This is a genomic window from Streptomyces sp. VTCC 41912, assembly GCF_045799175.1.
Taxonomy (GTDB): domain Bacteria; phylum Actinomycetota; class Actinomycetes; order Streptomycetales; family Streptomycetaceae; genus Streptomyces; species Streptomyces albulus_C.
This window is the reverse complement of the sequence record NZ_JBJMAB010000019.1, coordinates 119,941-138,218: the sequence shown is the minus strand read 5'-3', so window position 1 is coordinate 138,218 and position 18,278 is coordinate 119,941. Positions and strand designations below refer to the sequence as shown.

Here is an 18,278-nt window from a genome sequence, read left to right as displayed (position 1 = left end):
ACCAGGGTTTAGTGACGGTGGGTACGTTCGCAATAGGCAGAGTGTGACGGCGTAAGTGACACGAGGCGGTTGACGCGATGGGCAGCACCTACGGTGATTGGCTTCGGGAGCAACGGCAGCAAGCGGGTTTGACCCAGCAGCAGTTGGCCGATGCGGCGGTGATGACCCGCTCGCACATCGCCCATATCGAGGCGGGCCGCAGGGTGCCGGCCAAGGACGATGCCCGGCGGCTGGACATGGCTCTGAACACGGGAAACGTGTTGAGCAGCTTCCTGCCGCAGGAGGAGAGGGTCGTCGCCGACTACTTCGAGTCGGCACGACAGCTGGAGCAGCAGGCGACGGAGATCCGGGAGTTCGCATTGGCGCATGTGCCCGGCATCTTCCAGACGGAGAGGTACGCGCGTGCGACGTTGCGTACCGTCTATCCACCATGGGGTGACGAGGAACGTGACAGGCTTGTCGTCGCGCGTCTGGACCGAGCCAAAATCCTCGCCAATACGGCGACTCCGGTGGTGTGGGCGTTGCTCGACGAGACGGTGTTGCAGCGACCGGTCGGTGGCTCGGACGTCATGGCGGAGCAGATCGCGCACATCGTGAGGCTGGTCGAGAGCGATCGGGTGCGTGTGCACGTGTTGCCGCTGGGCGTCGGGGCGTACCACCTCATGCAGGGGATGCTGACGCTCATGTGGTTCGCGGACCAGCCGCCGGTGGCCTACTCGGAGGGGCTGTCCATCGGCAAGGTGCACGACTCCCCGGCCGTGGTTCAACGGCTTCAAGGCGCCTACGATCTGGCGTTGAGTGACGCACTCCCGCTGACGGAGTCACTTGCCCTGATGCGGGCTAGAGCAAAGGGCTTTGGACACCATGACTGAGCACACCATCCCGGATGCCGCGATACTGAGCGGCTGGCGTAAGTCGTCGTACAGCGGTGCAGAAGCGGGTAGTTGCATCGAGGTGCTCGACGGTTACCCCCACGGCGTACCCGTCCGTGACTCCAAGGATCCGCGCGGGCCGGTGCTGGTATTCGCGGGGGAGAGTTGGGCGTCGTTTGTTGCGGCTGTCAGGCGCGCCGAACTGGGGAGCGTGTAGATCGTGACCGTGCACAGCATGCAGAGCAGCGACGAGCTGGGCGGCTGGCGCAAGTCGTCGTACAGCGACAACGAGGGGGCCGACTGCATCGAGGTCCTCGACCGCCACCCCCACGGCACCCCCGTCCGAGACTCCAAGGCCCCCGATGGGCCGGTGATCGTCGTGCCGTCGGGGGCTTGGAGCGCGTTCGTGGATGCCGTGAAGGGTGGGACGTTCGGCGGGCGTTAGGCGAGGACGCGGCGCAAGGAGGCCAGGGCCGTGGTCAGTTCGGGCTCGGTGATGGTCAGGGGTGGGGCCAGGCGGATGGTGGAGCCGTGGGTGTCCTTGACGAGGATGCCCTCGGACATGAGGCGTTCGCTGATGGTGCGGCCGGTGCCGAGGGCGGGGTCGATGTCGATGCCGGCCCAGAGGCCGCGGGTGCGGAAGGCCGTGACGCCGTGGCCGAGGAGTTCGGTGAGGCCGGCGTTGAGGACCTTGCCGAGGTCGGCGGCGCGGGACTGGAACTCGCCGGTGGCGAGGAGGTCGACGACGGCGGTGCCGACGGCGGCCGCCAGGGGGTTGCCGCCGAAGGTGGAGCCGTGTTGGCCGGGGCCGAGTACGGACATGACCTCGCGGCGGGCGACGACCGCGGAGACCGGGACGATGCCGCCGCCGAGGGCCTTGCCGAGGAGGATGACGTCGGGGACGACCCGTTCGTGTTCGACGGCGAGGGTGGTGCCGGTGCGGCCCAGGCCGGACTGGATCTCGTCGGCGATGAAGAGGCAGCCCGCGCGGGTGGTCGCGGCGCGGACGCCGGCGAGGTAGCCGTCGTCGGGGATGATGACGCCGGCCTCGCCCTGGATGGGTTCGATCAGGACGGCGGCGGTGGTGTCGTCGAGGGCGGCTTCGAGGGCGGCGAGGTCGTTGTAGGGGACGGTGCGGAAGCCGGGGGTGTAGGGGCCGAAGCCGGCGCGGGCGTCCTCGTCGTCGGAGAAGCTGATGATGGTGGTGGTGCGGCCGTGGAAGTTGCCGCCCGCGACGACGATGGTGGCCTGGTCGGCGGGGACGCCCTTGACCTCGTAGGCCCATTTGCGGGCGAGCTTGATGCCGCTCTCGACGGCCTCTGCGCCGGTGTTCATGGGGAGGACCATGTCCAGGCCGGTGAGGTCGGCGAGTCCCTCGGCGAACTGCGCGAGGCGGTCGTGGTGGAAGGCGCGGGAGGTCAGGGTGAGCGCGTCGAGCTGGCGGTGGGCGGCCTCGACGAGCGCCGGGTGGCGGTGGCCGAAGTTGAGGGCCGAGTAGCCGGCCAGCATGTCGAGGTAGCGGCGGCCCTCGACGTCCTCGACCCAGGCGCCCTCGGCGCGGGAGATGACCACGGGGAGGGGGTGGTAGTTGTGGGCCAGGACGGGCGCCTCGGCCGCGATCAGGGCGGCGGAGGAACGGCCGGTGGAGGTGCGGGCGTCGGGGGACGTGGTGGGTGCGGTCGTCATGGGCGCAGCTCCTGGGTGCAGCACTTGATGCCGCCGCCGGCCTTGTGGAACTCGGAGAGGTCGACGGGGACGGGGACGTAGCCACGGGCGGTGAGTCGGTCGATCAGCTGTGTGGCCTGGGGCGCGATGAAGACGTGGCGGCCGTCGGAGACCGAGTTGAGGCCGAAGGCGAGGGCGTCGTCGCGGGTGGCGAGGACGGCGTCGGGGAACAGGCGGCGCAGCACCTCGCGGCTGCCGGGGGAGAACGCCTCGGGGTAGTAGGCGACGGCCGCGCCGCCGGTGTCGCCCGCCGTGTCGCCGCCGCCCAGGCCGTCGTCGAGGACGAAGAGGGCGGTGTCCAGGTGGTAGAAGTACGGGTCGGTCAGCTGGAGGCCGATCACCGGGAGGCCGAAGTGCTCCTGGACCTCGGCGTGGGCGGCGCGGGTGGTGCGGAAGCCGGTGCCGGCGAGGACGTAGCCGCCGACGGGGACGAGGTCGCCCTCGCCCTCGCAGGGTGATTCGGGCCGGTAGAGGTCGTAGCCGGCGGCCTTGAACCAGATCTCGTACTCGCGGGATTCCGGCCGGCGCTGCGGGGCGTGGAAGAGCGAGCCGAAGGCGCGGCCGCCCACGACGACCGCGCAGTTCGCGGCGAAGACCATGTCGGGCAGGCCGGGGGCGGGCTGGACGGTCTCGATGGTGTGGCCGTGGTCGCGGTAGGCGCGGACCAGGGCCTCCCACTGGGCCAGGGCCAGTGCGGTGTCGACGTCGGCGTCCTCGCGCATCCACGGGTTGATGGCGTACTCGACGGCGAAGTGGGTGGGCCGGCAGAGCAGGTAGCGCCGGGCGCGGGGGGTGCGGTGCACCGCGTTCAGCAGTGCGCCGCCGGGCTGGGTGGTGGGCACAGAAAGGGCCTCCGCTTCCTGGGATCCGTTTCCACTGCCCGCCGGGTGACGGTCCGTGAGTGGTCGTCACCGGGGGCAATTCACGGTACGGAGCGGCCGATTCTGGCGACAAGAAATGAATGCTGCGCAGATACGCAGGAATGGTGCGTGTACGGGGCGGTTACCGCTGGTTTGCTGCGCGGGTCTGCGGGTGGGGCACGCTTCGGGGGCGGTCGGCGGGCCGGCCGGGGGCGGGCACGTCGGTGCGGTCGGAGGGGCGGCGGGCGCCGGCCTCGGGGCTGTCCGGGAGGAGGTGCGAGAGCACCATGTAGCTGATCGTCTTGCGGATGAACGGCTCGGTCCGGATGCGTTCGAGGACCTCTTCGAAGTGCTCGACGTCGGTGGCGCGGACGTGCAGCAGGGCGTCGGCGCCGCCGGTGACGGTCATCGCGGCGGCGATCTCCGGGTGGTTGCGGACGACCTCGGCCAGCCGGCGGGGCGGGGCGGCGCTGTCGCAGTAGACCTCGACGTACGCCTCGGTGAGCCAGCCCAGGGCGGCGGGGCGGACGGTGGCGGAGAAGCCGGTGATGACGTTGTTCTCGCGCAGGCGGTCCACCCGGCGTTTGACGGCGGTGGGGGAGAGGCCGATGGCCGAGCCGATCTCGGCGAAGCTCGCCCGGCCGTTCTCGATCAGCGCGGCGACGATCTTGCGGTCCAGCTCGTCGAACGACGCGGACTTGGTGCTCATGGGGCGGCCCTTTCTTGCTCTCCCCTCCCGTCCCCCGGGTCGCGGGGTTGAGGTCACGGTAACGGGGGTGACGGTTGGTGGCGCAGCGCCCGGCCCCGGCAGGAAACTCCCAGGTCAGGCATTGGTGCAGGTCAGTATGGGTGGCGTAACTCTGCCGTAACGGGGCGTGCTCTAGCGTCGGGGGCCCGGCGGTCGCCCGTAGGAGGTCGGCGCGGGCGGCGTGACCGGGAGTCGAGGAGGGCGGGCATGGACGCGGACGGCGGCGGAGACGGCCGGGACGAGGCGCTCGCGCGCGGCGGTGACGCGGTCGGCGACGGGCTGACGCGGGCCGACCGGGCGCGGCGGGTGGCGCACGTGCTGCGCGGACAGGTGCTCCAGGGCGCGTTCCCCGGTGGCGTGCTGCCCGACGAGCGGGCCCTGGTCGCGGAGTTCGGCACCACGCGCAACACGGTCCGGGAGGCGTTGGGGCTGCTGCGCGACGAGGGGCTGGTGGAGCGGCGGCGCGGGGTGGGGACGGTGGTCGCCGGCCGGACCTACGAGCACCCGTTGGGAGAACTGTCGGGGCTGGCGGAGGTGTTGCAGCAGCACGGGACGGTGGTCAACGAGGTGCGGGCGGCGCGCACCGTGCGGGCGCCGGGGGCGGTGGCGCGGCGGCTTCAGTTGCCGGCGGACGGCCGGGTGGTCTATCTGGAACGGCTGCGCCGGGTGGACGGGATGCCGCTGTCCTTGGACTGCACCTACCTCATCCCCGAAGTGGGCGAACCGCTCCTGGCGTTGGGGCGCGAGAGGTTGGAGAGCCGGGATGTCTTCGACCTGATCGAGAGCGCGGCCGGGCGGCCGTTGGGATCGGCGGAGGTGGCCGTGCGGGCGGTGGTCGGGGACCCGGCGACCTGCGGGGTGCTGGCGATGCCGGGCGGCGGCGCGGTGCTGGCGGTGGAGCGGTTGACGCGGCTGGCGGACGGGCGGCCGGCCGACCTGGAGTTCATCCACCTGCGGGGGGACCGGTTGACGCTGCGGGCGCGGCTGGACCGGGTCCGGGAGGGGTGAGCGGGATGCCGGAGCGGTCGGCCCCGCGGGGTCCGGTGACCGTCGCGATGTGCCTGTGCGTGACGTTGGTCGTCGGCATGGTCTCGGCGGTCAATTTGGCCATCCCGGACCTGTCCGCCGGGCCGCTGCACCCGTCCGCCGGGGCCGTGGTGTGGGTGGTGGACGGCTATGTGGTGGTCTTCGCCTGTCTGCTGGTGCCGGCCGGGGCGCTCGCGGACCGGCGCGGGCGCAAGGGCACGTTGCTGTGCGGGATGGGCGTGTTCGTCGTCGGCTCGGCGGTGTGCGCGGTGGCGCCGCACGTCGGGGTGCTGATCGCGGGCCGGATGCTCAGCGGGGTGGGGGCCGCCGCGGTGCTGCCGAACACCCTGGCGCTGCTGGTGGACGGGTTGCCGGACGGGCCGCGCCGCCGGGCGATCGCGGTCTGGGCGGCGATGACCGGGCTCGCCGCGGTGCTGGGCAACGTGGGCGGCGGCGCGGCGATCGAGTACGGGAGCTGGCGGGCGCTGTTCGTGTGCGTGGTGCCGGTCGCGTCGGCCGCGCTGGTGCTGGTGGCCGTGGTGGCGCCGGTGGCGGGGCGGCATCCGGGGCCGGTCGCGCCGCTGGCCGCCGCCCTGTTCACCGGCGGGTTCCTGGCCCTGCTGAACGGGATCGTCAGCGGGCCGCAGGACGGGTGGCTCAGCCCGTGGGTGCTCGGTTCCCTCGCGGCGGCCGGGCTGCTGCTGGCGGCCTGGGCGCGGCGCGAACTGCGGACCGCGCGGCCGCTGTTGGACCCGCGGATCTTCGCCCGGCCCGCGGTCCGGGCGGGGGCGGTCGGGATGGCGGTGCTGTTCCTGGGGATGTTCGGGCTGTTCTACCTCAACGGGCAGTACCTCCAGTACGCGAAGGGGTACGGGCCGTTCGGCGCCGGGGTGCGGCTGCTGCCGATGGCGGCGGCGCTGTTGGCGGGGCCGCGGTGCGGGCTGGTGCTGGAGCGGTGGTGCGGGCGGCGCGGCGCGGTGGCCGCCGGGATGCTCGTCCTGGCCGCCGGGCTCGCCACGGTGTCGGCCGCGGACGCCCGCACGCCGTACGCGCTGTACGCGGTCGGGGCCGGGCTGACCGCGCTGGGCTGCGGGACCGCGACGCCGCTGCTGTCGCACGCGATGATGTCGGCGCTGCCGCCGGAGGCCGCCGGGGTCGGCTCCGGACTCCAGAGCCTGACGCGGGAGTTGGGCAGCGCGCTGGGGATCGCGGTGACCGGGACGCTGACCGCCGCGGTGTTCGCCGCCCGGCTGCCGGCGCCGCTGGCCGGGCCCGGGGGGCCGACGACGGTCGCGGCGGCCGAGGCCGCGCTCGGCGACCTGCCGGGCGGGGGTGCCCAGCTGCGGACCGCGGTGGTCGCCGCCTTCACCGGGGGGCTGCACGTGGCGACGCTGGTGTTGGCGGCGGGGGTGGCGTTGGCGGCGGGCGCGATCTACCGGTGGATGCCGGAGGCGGAGCGGGTGACGACGGCGGAGGCACGCACGTAACTCACACGAGGTAACCGGTCGTGCGCGAGGCGTAAGGGGTGTGCGCCGGGGACAGATCGCAGGCGGTCTCCCGGAAGGGCCGGGAGCGAGAGGGAGGGGAACCCCCATGCGTCGTCGCAACGCCCTGATCGCCGCTGCCGCCGCCGCGCTCATGACGCTGGCCCCGCTGGCCGGTTCGGCCCAGGCCGCCAAGCCCGAGGGGGCGGCGACGCGGATGCAGGAGGGCCGCTATCTGATCGTCAGCGAGAACCCCGAGGTGGGGAAGTTGGCCTTCGCGCCGTTCACGGTGCCGGTTTTCCCGCCGATCTTCTTCATCGTCGGCTCGCACGACAAGGACCTGAGGGAGCAGTGGACGGTGCGGCCGGTGGGGGACGGCGCGTTCAGCATCAACTCCACGACGCACCCAGGGGCGCACTGGTCGGTCCGCGGCGACTCGATCGTGGCCTCCGAAGGTGAGCGCGGCGCGTTCGCCGTCGAGCCGGCCGGCGAGGGCACGTACCGGATCCACGTGCCCCACGAGGACGCGGTGGCCACCTTGAACGAGGCCGGGCGCGAGCAGCTCCACCTGGAGCCGGCGAACGGGTCGGCCTCGCAGCGCTGGCGGTTCGTGCGCGTCGGCGAGTGAGACCCGGCGGGGCGCGTCCGGTCGGTCCGGGCGCGCCCCGTCCGCGTGCCTACCGCGGCTCGACCCGCTGGATCTTGGCCCGCTCGACCACCTTCGGGCCCACCTCGGCGGCGCGGGCGACCAGCGCGCGGGCGTCCCAGTCGGTCGGCCAGCCCTCCCACAGGCGCAGCCGGCCGGCGACCGCCACGGCGCGGATCTGGTCGCGGCCCGCCAGCCGGACGAGTTCCCAGCGCAGGTCGTAGGAGGGGGTGAGTTCGGGGACGGCCAGGTCCACCAGGAGGTAGTCGGCGGCCTTGCCGGCGGCGATCTGGCCCGTGACGCGGCCCAGCCCGAGGGCGTCGGCGCCGCCCGCCGTGCCGTGCTTCAGCCACAGGTCGCCGGCGCCGCACACCGAGTCGCCGGTGGCCAGCCCGTAGGTCAGGCGCTGGGCGGACTCCGCCGCGTCCACGAGCCGGAAGCCGTCGCCTCGGGTGCCGTCGGTGCCGGTGCCGAAGCGGATGCCCAGCGCGGCCCACATGGTGGCCTGCGCGACGGCGTTGCCCTTCCAGGCGCTGGCCACCGGGTTGTAGCTGATCGCCGCGCCGGAGTCGGCCACCTGCCGCATCTCCGTGGGGGTGAGCAGGGTGGCGTGCGCGCCGAGGGTGTGCGGGCCGAGGGCGCCGAGGTGGTGCAGGTAGTCCACCGGGCGGCGGCCGACGCTCTTCAACGAGCGCTCCACGGAGGCCAGGTGCTCGTTGACGTGGATCTGGAGCACCGCCCCGGCGTCGGCGCACAGGTCCGCGGTGTGTTTGATGACCGGGCCGGTGGCGTCCTCGGGGACGGCGATGGCCAGGGACGGGTGGACCAGCGGATGGCCGTGCCAGCGCGCGAGGTGGGCCGGGCCGCCGGTCCCGTCGGAGACGATCTTGCCGAGGACGCAGCGGATGCCGACCTCCTCGGTGGCCTTGGCCAGCGCCGCCACGTCGACCGGCGCCCGGGTCCCGGCGTCCGCGACGGTGGTGAAGCCGCCGCGCAGTGCCTCCAGGGCGGCCAGTTTCGCCGACAGGTAGGCGCTCTCCTCGTCCAGGGCGTGTTCCAGCGGCTCCCAGACGGTCTTGAAGATCTCCGACGGCTGGCCGAACGCCTGGGCCTTGCCGAAGCTCTGGGTGAGGTGGTGGTGCGCGTCGACGAAGCCGGGCATCAGCAGGTGGCCGTCGAGGCGGACCGGGGCGGGGCCGCCGCGGTGCGCGGCGAGGAGCCGGGCGGCCGGCCCGACCTCGCGGAAGGTGCCGTGCTCGATCAGGACGGCGTGGTCGCGCACCGGGCCGGTCGGCAGCAGCACGACCTCCGGGAGGAGGAGTTGCCGCTCGCCGGCGAACTGGTCGGGGCGCAGCGCGGGGTGGGCGTCCGGGCGGGGCGTGGCCCGGGTGTCGGAGCGGGGCGCGGCCGGGGACTGCGCGTACGCGGCGCCGGCGCCGGGCCCGCCGAGCAGGCCGCTGGCGCCCGCACCGGTCAGTCCGGCCACGCCGGCGAGGAAGCCGCGCCGGCCGAAACCGCCGCGGGTGGCGCTCCCCTCGGGCGGTGTGCCGGGTGTCGCGCCGGGCGGCCCGTCGGGCGCGTCCGCGCGCCGCGCGCCGTCCGCCGTCGTGCCGCCCGTCGTCGTGCCGTTGGTCCGTGCGCCCGGACACTCGCCGGGGTGGTCCGTCCCGGCCTCCGGGGCCGTGTGGCCCTGCTGATCGTTCGCCAACCCGCTCGCCTGCTTCCGTCACCGCTTACATAGGCGCGGCCGCCCCGGAACCGGGCGGCCGCGTTGGGTGGCCTGACCCTAGGACCAGCCATAAAGCGGAACAAGGCTTTCGACATACGGGATTTGGCGAGGTCGGGGCGTGGGTGGCGCAACCTCCCAGGGGGTTGATCGCGTCCCAGCTCACGGCGTGTGTCGAGGTCCCGACCGGTGGCGTAACGTCGCCGAAACACCCCCCGCGGGGCGGTGGTCGGGCCACGGCCGAACGCGTGAGCGCCGCATGGGATCCTGGTGCGTCGTGTGCCCGCCGGGTGGCCGGCGTGCCCACGGCGACACGGGGTGGACGTCCGCCGACGGCGGCGGACGGGTTGGTGATACGGGTGGACGTGCGGCGATACATGGGTGCATCGATGAGACTCTGCTTCCTGGTGGAGGAGCAGTACCGCCACGACGGCATGCCGCGGGACGTGATCGCCCAACTCCGGGCCTGGGGACACCAGGTGGACGTGGAGTGGCCGGGCCGTTCGATGATCCGGATGTCGGAACTGTCCGAGGTGGTGGCGGCCGGGCGGCACGACGCCTGGGTCCTCAAGACGGTCTCCGGCGGACCGGGGCTGACCCTGCTGGAGGCCGCGGCGACCACCGGGCTGACCACGGTCAACGACGTCCGCGCCATACGGGGCGTGCGGGACAAGGCGCTGGCCGCGGTGCTCGCGCGGACCGGTGGGTTGCCGGTGCCGATGACGTACGCGGCGGCCCGGGCCGAGGAGTTCGCGGCGGTGCCGGAGGCCGAGTACCCGCTGGTCGTGAAGCCGGCGGACGGCAGTTCGGGGCGGGCGGTGCGCCTGGTGGAGCGGCCCGAGCAGCTGACCGCGGGGGGCGTTGCGCCGTCCGACGGCGCCGGCATGCTGATCGCGCAGCCCTACGTCCCCAACTCCGGTACCGACCTGAAGGTCTACTGCGTCGCCGGCGAGCTCTACGCGACCGAGCGCTGCTCCCCGCTCCACCCCGACCAGACCGTACCGGAACGGCAGGTTCCGTTGCCGGTCGAGGTCGCCCGCATCGCCACCGAGGTGGGCGCGGTCTTCGGGCTCGACCTGTACGGGGTGGACGTGCTGCTGGGCCCGGACGGGCCGATGGTGGTCGACATCAACGACTTCCCGAGCTTCCGGCAGGTGCCGGACGCGGTCGCCCGGGTCTCCGCCGCGGTGTTGCGACTGGCCCGCCGCGGCACCGCGTGCGCACCTGCGGGGACGCTGCCCTTCATCGGCCACCAGCGCGGACCGTGGCCCGCGGCGGAGGCGGTCGGAGGCGCGCGGTGAGGATCGGGATGATCAGCGCGGATCCTGGGCACCCGCTGCTGTCGGCGACCGCGGCCGTGCTGCGGCGGGCCGACCACCGGGTGGAGTTCCTCGCCCCGGACGGCACGCCGCTCGACCCGGACGGGCGACCGGCCGGGCGGGCCGCGCCCGGCGCCCCGGCCGACGTCTACCTGCTCAAGGCGCGGACCCCGGAGGCGCTGACCACCGCCGCGCGGCTGGCGGACCGGGGGGCGCCGGTCATCAACTCGGTGTCGGCGACCGAGGGGTGCCTGGACCGGGTCGGGATGGCCCAGCGGGCGCGGGCGGCCGGGCTGCCGTTCGCGGAGACCCTGCGGGTGGCGACGGTCCGCGAACTGGCGGCCGACGGGGCGGACCTCGACTACCCCCTGGTCCTCAAGAGCCGCCGCAGCCACCGCGGCGACCTCGTGGCGCGCGTCGGATCGCCGGCCGAGCTGGCCGAGTGGGCCGCCGCCCGGCCCGACGAGCCCGTGGTCGTCCAGGAGTTCACCGCCAACAGCGGCTGGGACCACAAGCTGTGGATCGTGGACGGGCAGCCGTTCGCCGCCCGCCGCCGCTCCGAGCTGTCCGCCGGCGGCCGCGGCCCGAACCGCCCGCTGCCGCCCGCCGCCCTGCCCGCCGCCTGGATCGAGGCCGCACTGCACGCCGGCGAGGTCTTCGGCCTGGAGGTGTACGGCGTGGACGTGCTGCACCTCGGTGCCGGCGCCCCGCTGTTCGTGGACATCAACGCCTTTCCGGGCATCCGCGGCCAGGTCGGCGCCCCGGAGACGCTGGCGGCACTGGCGCTGCGCCGGGCCGCGGACGGTGACGGTCGGTGACCGGAAGGGCCCGGCCCGGATGGTCGACGTCCCCCACGAGGCTCCCCCTATAGCTCACACGCCCCAGGAGTTACACCCCCACCCCGCCAACTCAACCCGAAAGAGTGCCAGTTCACCGCCGGTATGACCGCAGACGTCTACGGCGCTGACGCCCGGGGTAGGGCTGGCGCCGTCAGAGGGGGTGCTTTGGCGCGCCCTCCTTCCGTGCGCACCGTCCGTACGGAGGGGCACCAGTATCGGGAGAGGCCACCAACGGTGACGCAGTCACAGTCCCAGCCCGCGGCGCAGCCGTTCACCTTGCCGCACTTCTACATGCCGCACCCGGCGCGGCTGAACCCGCACCTGGAGGCCGCCCGGACGCACTCCCGACAGTGGGCCCGGCAGATGAACATGCTGGAAGGTTCCGGCATTTGGGACCAGCGGGACCTGGACGCCCACGACTACGCGTTGCTGTGCGCCTACACCCACCCGGAGTGCTCCGAGGAGGCACTCAACCTCGTCACCGACTGGTACGTCTGGGTCTTCTTCTTCGACGACCACTTCCTGGAGGAGTTCAAGCGCACCCTGGACCGGGAGGGCGGCAAGGCGTACCTCGACCGGCTCCCCGCGTTCATGCCGATGGACCTGGACACGCCCATGCCGGAGCCGACCAACCAGGTCGAGGCGGGGCTGGCGGACCTGTGGCGGCGCACCGTGCCCGCGATGTCGCTGGACTGGCGCCGCCGGTTCGCCGAGAGCACCGAGAACCTCCTCAACGAATCCCTCTGGGAACTCTCCAACATCGACATCAACCGGATCTCCAACCCGGTCGAGTACATCGAGATGCGGCGGAAGGTGGGCGGCGCCCCCTGGTCGGCGGGGCTCGTGGAGTACGCCACCGGCGCCGAGGTCCCGGCCGCCGTCGCGGCGTCCCGCCCCCTGCGCGTCCTCAAGGACGCCTTCTCCGACGCCGTCCACCTGCGCAACGACCTCTTCTCGTACCAGCGCGAGATCGAGGACGAGGGCGAACTGAGCAACGGCGTCCTGGTGCTGGAGACGTTTCTGAACTGCACCACCCAGGAGGCCGCGGACGCCGTCAACGACCTGATCACCTCCCGCCTCCAGCAGTTCGAGGACACCGTCTTCACCGAACTGCCCACGCTCTTCGCCGACCAGGGCCTCGACCCGGCCGGCTGCGCCGCCGTGCTCGCCTACGCCAAGGGCCTCCAGGACTGGCAGTCCGGCGGCCACGAGTGGCACATGCGCTCCAGCCGCTACATGAACGGCGGCGGGGCGGGCGAACCCGGCGGCACCGCCGCCCCCTGGTCACCGCTGGTCTTCGGCGGCCTGGGCGCCCAGGGGCTGGGCGCGCTCGCCACCGGGGCGCTCGGCCTGGGCACCTCGGCCGCGGACCTGCCGACCGCGCTGCGCACCGCCGGAAACCAGCGGGTGCGGCGCCGCAGCCACGTCCCGCACCAGCCGGTCGGCCCGTCCCAACTCCCTGACTTCTTCATGCCGTTCACCACCACCCTCAGCCCCCACCTGGCCGCGGCCCGACGCAACGTCGTCACCTGGGCGCAGCGGATGGGGCTGCTCCAGCCGCAGCCCGGCGTGCCGTTCTCCGCCATCTGGGACGAGGACGCGCTGGTCCGCTTCGACTTCGCGCTGTGCGCCGCCGGCCTGCACCCCGACGCCACCCCCGACGAACTCGACCTGGGCACCCAGTGGCTGACCTGGGGCACCTACGCCGACGACTACTACCCCGCGGTCTTCGGCCGGACCCGCGACGTCGCCGGCGCGCTGGCCACCACCAAGCGCCTCTCCGCCCTGATGCCCGTCGGCACCACCGACCGGGCGCCCGAACCGGCCAACGCCCTCGAACGCGCCCTCGCCGACCTGTGGACCCGCACCGCCGGGCCGATGGCGCCCGACGCGCGCCGCACGTTCAAGGCCACCGTCGACGCGATGACGGCCAGTTGGCTCTGGGAACTGGACAACATGGTGCTGCACCGCGTCCCGGACCCGGTCGACTACATCGAGATGCGCCGCGCCACCTTCGGCTCGGACCTCACCATGAGCCTGAGCCGGCTCGGACACGGCCGCCAGGTGCCGCCGGAGGTCTACCGCAGCGGTCCGATGCGCTCCCTGGAGAACGCCGCCGCCGACTACGCCTGCCTGCTCAACGACGTCTTCTCGTACCAGAAGGAGATCGAGTACGAGGGCGAGGTCCACAACGGCGTCCTCGTCGTGCAGAACTTCTTCGACTGCGACTACCCGACCGCGCTGGCCATCGTCCACGACCTGATGACCTCCCGCATGCGCGAGTTCCAGCACATCGCCGCCCACCAACTCCCCGTTCTCTACGACGATTTCAAGCTCTCGGCCGAAGCCCGCGCCACCCTCGACGGCTACGTCAAGGAGCTGGAGAACTGGCTCGCCGGCATCCTCACCTGGCACCGCGAATGCCGCCGCTACCGCCCCGAGTACCTCCGCCACCACCCCGGCACCACGGGCTGGAACCCGGGCGCGACGGGGCTGGGGACGTCGGCGGCGCGGGTGCCGGCCGGGGCCTGACCCGGCCGGGGTGCCGGTCCGGCCCCGCGCGGGACCCGGCTCAGCGGCGCAGCGTCGTGCTGCGCCGCAGGCCGGACAGCTTCTGCGGGTTGCGCACGGAGTAGAGCCCGGTGATGAGGCCGTCGTCGAGGTGCACCGCCAGCACGGTGTCGATCTGCCCGTCGAGCCGAAGGAGCAGCGCCGGGTAGCCGTTGACCTGCGCCAACTCCATCGCTCTGGCACGGAGGTTGCCCAGCCCGGCGGCCAGGACGGCGGCGACCGCGGCGGCCCCGACGACGGGGGCGAGCGCGGCGCGGGCGATGCCGCCGCCGTCGCCGAGGAACACGACGTCGGGCGCGAGGACGTCGAGCAGGGGTTGCAGGTCGCCGGTGCTGACCGCCCGTTGGAACGCCGTGACGGCGGTCCGGGTGTCGGCCGGTGAGGCGGTCGCCCGTGGGCGGCGGGCCGCGACGTGGGCCCGTGCCCGGTAGGCGAGTTGGCGGACCGCGGCCGGGGTCCGCTCGACGACCTCGGCGATCTCCTCGTAGTCCAGGGCGAAGACCTCGCGCAGGACGAACACCGCCCGCTCGATGGGCGCGAGCGTTTCGAGCACCAGCAGCATCGCCATCGAGACGTGTTCGGCCAGTTCGACGTCGGTGGCCACGTCGGGCGCGGTGAGCAGGGGTTCGGGCAGCCAGGGGCCGACGTAGGTCTCCTTGCGGCGGCCGAGCGCGCGCAGGCGGTCGAGCGCTTGGCGGGTGGTGATCCGGACCAGGTAGGCGCGCTGGTCCCGCACGGCGTCGAGGTCGACGGTGGCCCAGCGCAACCAGGTCTCCTGGAGGACGTCCTCGGCGTCGGCGGCCGAACCGAGCATCTCGTAGGCGACCGTGAAGAGCAGGTTGCGGTGGGCGACATACGCCTCGGTGGCGAGGGCCGCGCGGCCGGAGCGGTGCCCGCCGACGCCGCGATCGTCAGATGTGCTCCGCGCCGATCCGGTCATGGGGATCCTGCTCTCTCTCGTCGGTGTCGCCCATCCGACGCCGGCCGCCGCCGTTCCATAACACCGGGCCGGGGTGGTTCAGCTCACACCGCGGCAGTCGTTATGCCGGTCCGCGGCCCGCCGTCTTGTGGTCGTTCATGCAGGCACCGCCACGAGTGAGGACCCCGTCATGGAACCCCGTTTCGACCTGAACGCCAACGCCCTCGGCGCGAAGATCGGCAAGCGCTTCGCCCACACCAGCGTCGCGATCATGCAGTCCGGCCTGCCGAAGTCGCTGGTGGAACTGGTGGAACTGCGTGCCAGCCAGCTCAACGGCTGCGGATTCTGCGTCGACGCGCACGCCAAGGAACTGGCGGCCGCCGGCGAACCCGCGGTCCGGATCAACCTGGTCGCGGCCTGGCGCGAATCCACCGTGTTCACCGAGGCCGAGCAGGCCGCACTGGCGTTGGCCGAGGAGGGCACCCGCATGGCCGACGCCCACCACGGCGTGTCCGACGCGACCTGGGCCCTGGTGCGCAAGCACTACGACGACGACCAGACCGCCGCGCTGGTCTACCTGGTAGCCATGATCAACGCCGCCAACCGGCTCCTGGTGATCACCAGGACCAAGGGCGGCTCCTACCAGGCCGGCACCTTCGACGCCGCGGGCGACTGAGGGCCCCGGCCGCCGGCGCGGTCGCGGTCGGGGCGGGCGGCCTGCATTCCGCCCGCCCCGGGGCAGCGAGCGGGAGCCCCCGCGCCGCCGCCGTCCAACCGGCGTGTGCCGGTGGTCAGTTGGTGCGCCGGGCCGCCAGGTGTGCGAGGAGGCGGGCGCGGTGGGCGTCGTTCTGGGCGAGGGCCAGGGCGGTCCAGGCCATGGCGAGGCCGCCGTCCAGGAGGGCGCGGTCGGCGCTGTCCGTCGTGCCGTAGCGGGTGAACTCCGGGTTGTGCATGATCGCGTCGGCGCAGTCGTAGCCGATCATGGGGTGGATGGTGGGGACGACCTGCGAGACGTTGCCCATGTCGGTGGAGCCGCCGCGCAGGGTCGGGTCGCTGGGCGGCACGGTGCGGCCCAGCGCGGTCGCGGCGGCCGTGTAGAGGGCGCACATGTCGAGGTCCTGGCGCAGGTCGGCGTAGTCGTTGCCGACCGGGGTGAGGGTGAGGTCGGCGCCGGTTGCCAGCGCGCCGGCCTCGAAGCAGGCGCGGATGCGGGACTGGAGTTCGCGCAGGTCCTCGACGGTCTCGGCGCGGCAGTCGTAGGCGGCGGTGGTGCGACCGGGGATGACGTTGGAGGCCTCGCCGCCGGAGGTGGTGATGCCGTGGACGACGCCGCCGGGGACCATCTGCTGGCGGTGGGCGCCGATGGCCACCTGGGCGATCATCAGGGCGTCGGCGGCGTTGACGCCGCGGTGCGGGGCGGCCGAGGCGTGCGCGGTGCGGCCGGTGTAGGCGACCTCCCAGCTGCTGATGGCCAGGGACGTCATGCCGATGGCGTCGGTCGGGGCGGCGTGCACCATCATCGCCGCGGCCACGTCGTCGAAGGCGCCGGCGCGGAGCATGTCGGCCTTGCCGCCGCCGGATTCCTCCGCGGGCGTGCCGAGCAGCTTGACGGTGATGCCGAGCTCGTCGGCGAACGGGGCGAGGGCGAGCGCCGCGGTGGTCGCCGCGGCGCCGTTGACGTTGTGGCCGCAGGCGTGGCCGATGCCGGGCAGGGCGTCGTACTCCGCGCAGATGCCGATCACCAGCTCGCCGGAACCGGCGGTGGCGGTGAAGGCGGTGGGCAGGTCGCAGACGCCCCGCTCGACGGCGAAACCGGCCCGCTCCACCAGATCGGCGATCTTCTTCGCGGAGCGGTGCTCCTCGTAGGCGAGTTCCGGCTCCGCGTGCAGGCTGTGGCTGAGCGCGATGACGTCGTCCTGGTGCGCGGTGACGGTGTCGCGGGTGCGCTGGTGCAGGGCGGTGAGGGGGAGCGGGGCGGTGGGGGCCGTCATCGAGGGGTCCTTTCCGTACGGGCCGGGCGGGCGGAGGTCAGGGGGCGGCCGTCGGCGACGGGGCCGCGTCGCGGTGGTGGCGGTACAGGAGTCCGATCAGCGCGCCCGCCAGCGAGACGACGGTGCACAGCAGCCAGGCGTGGGTGTACGCGGACTCGGCGGGCAGCTGGTGGCCGGCGGTGGTCTCGGCGGCGAAGACCGACAGGACCACGGCGGCGCCGAGCGAACCGCCGACGTTGATCAGGAGTTCGTTGATGCCGGAGCCGACCGAGGTCTGGTCGTGCGGCACCGCCTCGACGGCGAGGGTGCGGGTGGAGTGCTGGAGCAGCCCGCTGCCGAGGCCGACGACCGCGGTGAAGACCAGGTACGGCACCAGGGAGGTGTGCCAGGCGAAGGTGGCGAGGTTGCCGGCGGCCATCAGCAGCGAGCCGGTGACCAGGGTGCGGCGGTCGGAGATCCGGCGGGCCAGGGCGGGGGCGAGCAGCGCGCCCACGACCAGCGCCAGCATGTTGGGCAGCAGGGCGAACGCGGTGGCCAGCGGGGCGAGCCCGAGTCCGTAGCCGGCCTCGGCGGGGGAGGTGCCGAGGAACACCGGGTTGGCGACCAGCAGGCCCAGCATGCAGGAGCTGAAGGTGACGGTGACGACGGAGACCACCACGACGTTGCGGCGGCGGAACAGCCGGACGTCCATCACCGGCTCGGCGGTGCGCAGTTCGACCCGCACCCACAGGGCCGTCACCAGCAGGCCGCCGACGAGGCAGCCGAGGGTCTTGGGGGAGGTCCACTCCCAGCCGGGGGAGCCGCCCTGGCCGAGCGCGAGCATGAGCGCCACCAGCCCGGTGCACAGCAGCAGCGCGCCCCACCAGTCGGTGCGCCCGCCGGGGCGGTCGGCGCTCTCCGGCAGCAGCGGCCAGGTCACCACCAGGGCGAGGGAGACCGCGGCGGCCGGCACCCACAGGGCGGCCGTCGGCTGGGCCACGAACTGCGCGATCAGGCCACTGGCGACGGTGCCGAGGGCGAGCCCGGCGACCAGGGCGGCGACCATCACGCTGATGCCGCGCCGGTTCTGCTGGGCGGTGCCGCGGTTGCGCAGGATGCCCACCAGCAGCGGGAAGAAGCCGGCGAACGCGCCCTGGAGGACCGAACCGACCAGCAGCAGGCCGAAGGACCGGCTGAGGCCGACCAGGACCGAGCCGGCGAGGACCAGCGCGAGGTTCCAGCGCAGGATGCGGCGGTGGCCGTGCAGGTCGCCCAGGCGGGACAGCACGGGGGTGAAGGCGACGCTGGCGAGCAGGTTGGCGACGCTGATCCAGTTCAGGTCGGCGACGGTGACGTGCAGGGTCGAGGTGAGGCCCTTGAGCAGCGGGCCCAGGAATCCTTGGGTGACGCCGCTGGACAGCTCCACGAGGACCAGGCAGAGCAGGACGATCGCGGGGGAGGTGGGGACCGTGCCGCGGCCGGTCGCGCGCGCCGCGGCCGCCCGGCCGCGGGTTCCGGCGGGCGGGGTCGGGTCGAGGGTGGTTCCTGGCTCGGTCATGGCGGTGCCGCACCT

General features: G+C 73.5%; 17 protein-coding genes. 10 read left to right on the top strand and 7 right to left on the bottom strand.

What is annotated here, in order from left to right:
• Window positions 1-77: 77 nt before the first annotated feature.
• From ACJ6WD_RS24930 to ACJ6WD_RS24920, 3 genes are read left to right on the top strand one after another with little or no spacing between them, the layout of a single operon-like run.
• Entirely contained in the window at window positions 78-872 is a 795-nt protein-coding gene (locus tag ACJ6WD_RS24930; RefSeq protein ID WP_407616523.1) for a Scr1 family TA system antitoxin-like transcriptional regulator, read from the top strand.
• Window positions 865-1,089, top strand: a complete 225-nt coding sequence (locus ACJ6WD_RS24925) for a DUF397 domain-containing protein (protein WP_407616522.1) — start codon at window positions 865-867, stop codon at window positions 1,087-1,089. The genes ACJ6WD_RS24930 and ACJ6WD_RS24925 overlap by 8 nt, the downstream gene beginning before the upstream one ends.
• Window positions 1,090-1,092: 3 nt before the next feature.
• The gene (locus tag ACJ6WD_RS24920; RefSeq protein WP_407616521.1) at window positions 1,093-1,317 is read left to right on the top strand and encodes a DUF397 domain-containing protein; all 225 of its coding nucleotides are present in this window, start codon (window positions 1,093-1,095) and stop codon (window positions 1,315-1,317) included.
• On the opposite strand, the gene rocD is transcribed toward ACJ6WD_RS24920, so the two are convergent.
• The 3 genes from rocD to ACJ6WD_RS24905 form a co-directional block, all read right to left on the bottom strand.
• Window positions 1,314-2,558: an ornithine--oxo-acid transaminase gene (gene rocD / locus ACJ6WD_RS24915; protein ID WP_407616520.1), complete on the bottom strand. Its 1,245-nt coding sequence runs from the start codon at window positions 2,556-2,558 to the stop codon at window positions 1,314-1,316. The genes ACJ6WD_RS24920 and rocD overlap by 4 nt on opposite strands.
• A complete protein-coding gene (gene ddaH / locus ACJ6WD_RS24910) occupies window positions 2,555-3,439 on the bottom strand; it encodes a dimethylargininase (protein WP_407616519.1) in 885 nt (294 codons plus the stop codon). The genes rocD and ddaH overlap by 4 nt, the downstream gene beginning before the upstream one ends.
• Window positions 3,440-3,599: 160 nt before the next feature.
• The gene (locus ACJ6WD_RS24905; RefSeq protein WP_233660529.1) at window positions 3,600-4,166 is read right to left on the bottom strand and encodes an Lrp/AsnC family transcriptional regulator; all 567 of its coding nucleotides are present in this window, start codon (window positions 4,164-4,166) and stop codon (window positions 3,600-3,602) included.
• A 246-nt stretch (window positions 4,167-4,412) separates the two neighbouring features.
• On the opposite strand from ACJ6WD_RS24905, the gene ACJ6WD_RS24900 reads away from it, so the two are divergent.
• From ACJ6WD_RS24900 to ACJ6WD_RS24890, 3 genes are all read left to right on the top strand, one after another.
• A complete protein-coding gene (locus ACJ6WD_RS24900; RefSeq protein WP_407616518.1) occupies window positions 4,413-5,213 on the top strand; it encodes a GntR family transcriptional regulator in 801 nt (266 codons plus the stop codon).
• 5 nt (window positions 5,214-5,218) lie between these two features.
• The gene (locus ACJ6WD_RS24895) at window positions 5,219-6,718 is read left to right on the top strand and encodes an MFS transporter (protein ID WP_407616517.1); all 1,500 of its coding nucleotides are present in this window, start codon (window positions 5,219-5,221) and stop codon (window positions 6,716-6,718) included.
• A 106-nt stretch (window positions 6,719-6,824) separates the two neighbouring features.
• The gene (locus ACJ6WD_RS24890; RefSeq protein ID WP_233660532.1) at window positions 6,825-7,343 is read left to right on the top strand and encodes an RICIN domain-containing protein; all 519 of its coding nucleotides are present in this window, start codon (window positions 6,825-6,827) and stop codon (window positions 7,341-7,343) included.
• 49 nt (window positions 7,344-7,392) lie between these two features.
• Here the strand turns inward: ACJ6WD_RS24890 and ACJ6WD_RS24885 are convergent, their stop codons facing one another.
• Window positions 7,393-9,069 (bottom strand): amidohydrolase family protein, encoded by a 1,677-nt coding sequence (locus ACJ6WD_RS24885; RefSeq protein WP_407616516.1) that lies wholly within the window; start codon window positions 9,067-9,069, stop codon window positions 7,393-7,395.
• Window positions 9,070-9,476: 407 nt separating this feature from the next.
• On the opposite strand from ACJ6WD_RS24885, the gene ACJ6WD_RS24880 reads away from it, so the two are divergent.
• The 3 genes from ACJ6WD_RS24880 to ACJ6WD_RS24870 all read left to right on the top strand — a co-directional run bounded on the left by ACJ6WD_RS24880 (window position 9,477) and on the right by ACJ6WD_RS24870 (window position 13,777).
• The gene (locus ACJ6WD_RS24880; protein WP_407616515.1) at window positions 9,477-10,388 is read left to right on the top strand and encodes a RimK family alpha-L-glutamate ligase; all 912 of its coding nucleotides are present in this window, start codon (window positions 9,477-9,479) and stop codon (window positions 10,386-10,388) included.
• An 8-nt stretch (window positions 10,389-10,396) separates the two neighbouring features.
• Window positions 10,397-11,224: a RimK family alpha-L-glutamate ligase gene (locus ACJ6WD_RS24875; RefSeq protein ID WP_407616514.1), complete on the top strand. Its 828-nt coding sequence runs from the start codon at window positions 10,397-10,399 to the stop codon at window positions 11,222-11,224.
• Window positions 11,225-11,479: 255 nt separating this feature from the next.
• On the top strand, window positions 11,480-13,777 hold the full coding sequence (locus ACJ6WD_RS24870) for a family 2 encapsulin nanocompartment cargo protein terpene cyclase (protein ID WP_407616513.1): 2,298 nt from the start codon (window positions 11,480-11,482) through the stop codon (window positions 13,775-13,777).
• A 40-nt stretch (window positions 13,778-13,817) separates the two neighbouring features.
• Here the strand turns inward: ACJ6WD_RS24870 and ACJ6WD_RS24865 are convergent, their stop codons facing one another.
• A complete protein-coding gene (locus ACJ6WD_RS24865) occupies window positions 13,818-14,756 on the bottom strand; it encodes an RNA polymerase sigma-70 factor (protein WP_407616512.1) in 939 nt (312 codons plus the stop codon).
• Between the two features lie 169 nt (window positions 14,757-14,925).
• Here ACJ6WD_RS24865 and ACJ6WD_RS24860 point away from each other — a divergent pair, with 169 nt between their 5' ends.
• Window positions 14,926-15,411: a carboxymuconolactone decarboxylase family protein gene (locus tag ACJ6WD_RS24860; RefSeq protein ID WP_233660537.1), complete on the top strand. Its 486-nt coding sequence runs from the start codon at window positions 14,926-14,928 to the stop codon at window positions 15,409-15,411.
• Between the two features lie 115 nt (window positions 15,412-15,526).
• Here ACJ6WD_RS24860 and ACJ6WD_RS24855 read toward each other — a convergent pair whose 3' ends face one another.
• On the bottom strand, window positions 15,527-16,726 hold the full coding sequence (locus ACJ6WD_RS24855) for an amidohydrolase (protein ID WP_233660538.1): 1,200 nt from the start codon (window positions 16,724-16,726) through the stop codon (window positions 15,527-15,529).
• Window positions 16,727-16,763: 37 nt separating this feature from the next.
• Window positions 16,764-18,263, bottom strand: a complete 1,500-nt coding sequence (locus ACJ6WD_RS24850; protein ID WP_407616511.1) for an MFS transporter — start codon at window positions 18,261-18,263, stop codon at window positions 16,764-16,766.
• Window positions 18,264-18,278: the final 15 nt, after the last annotated feature.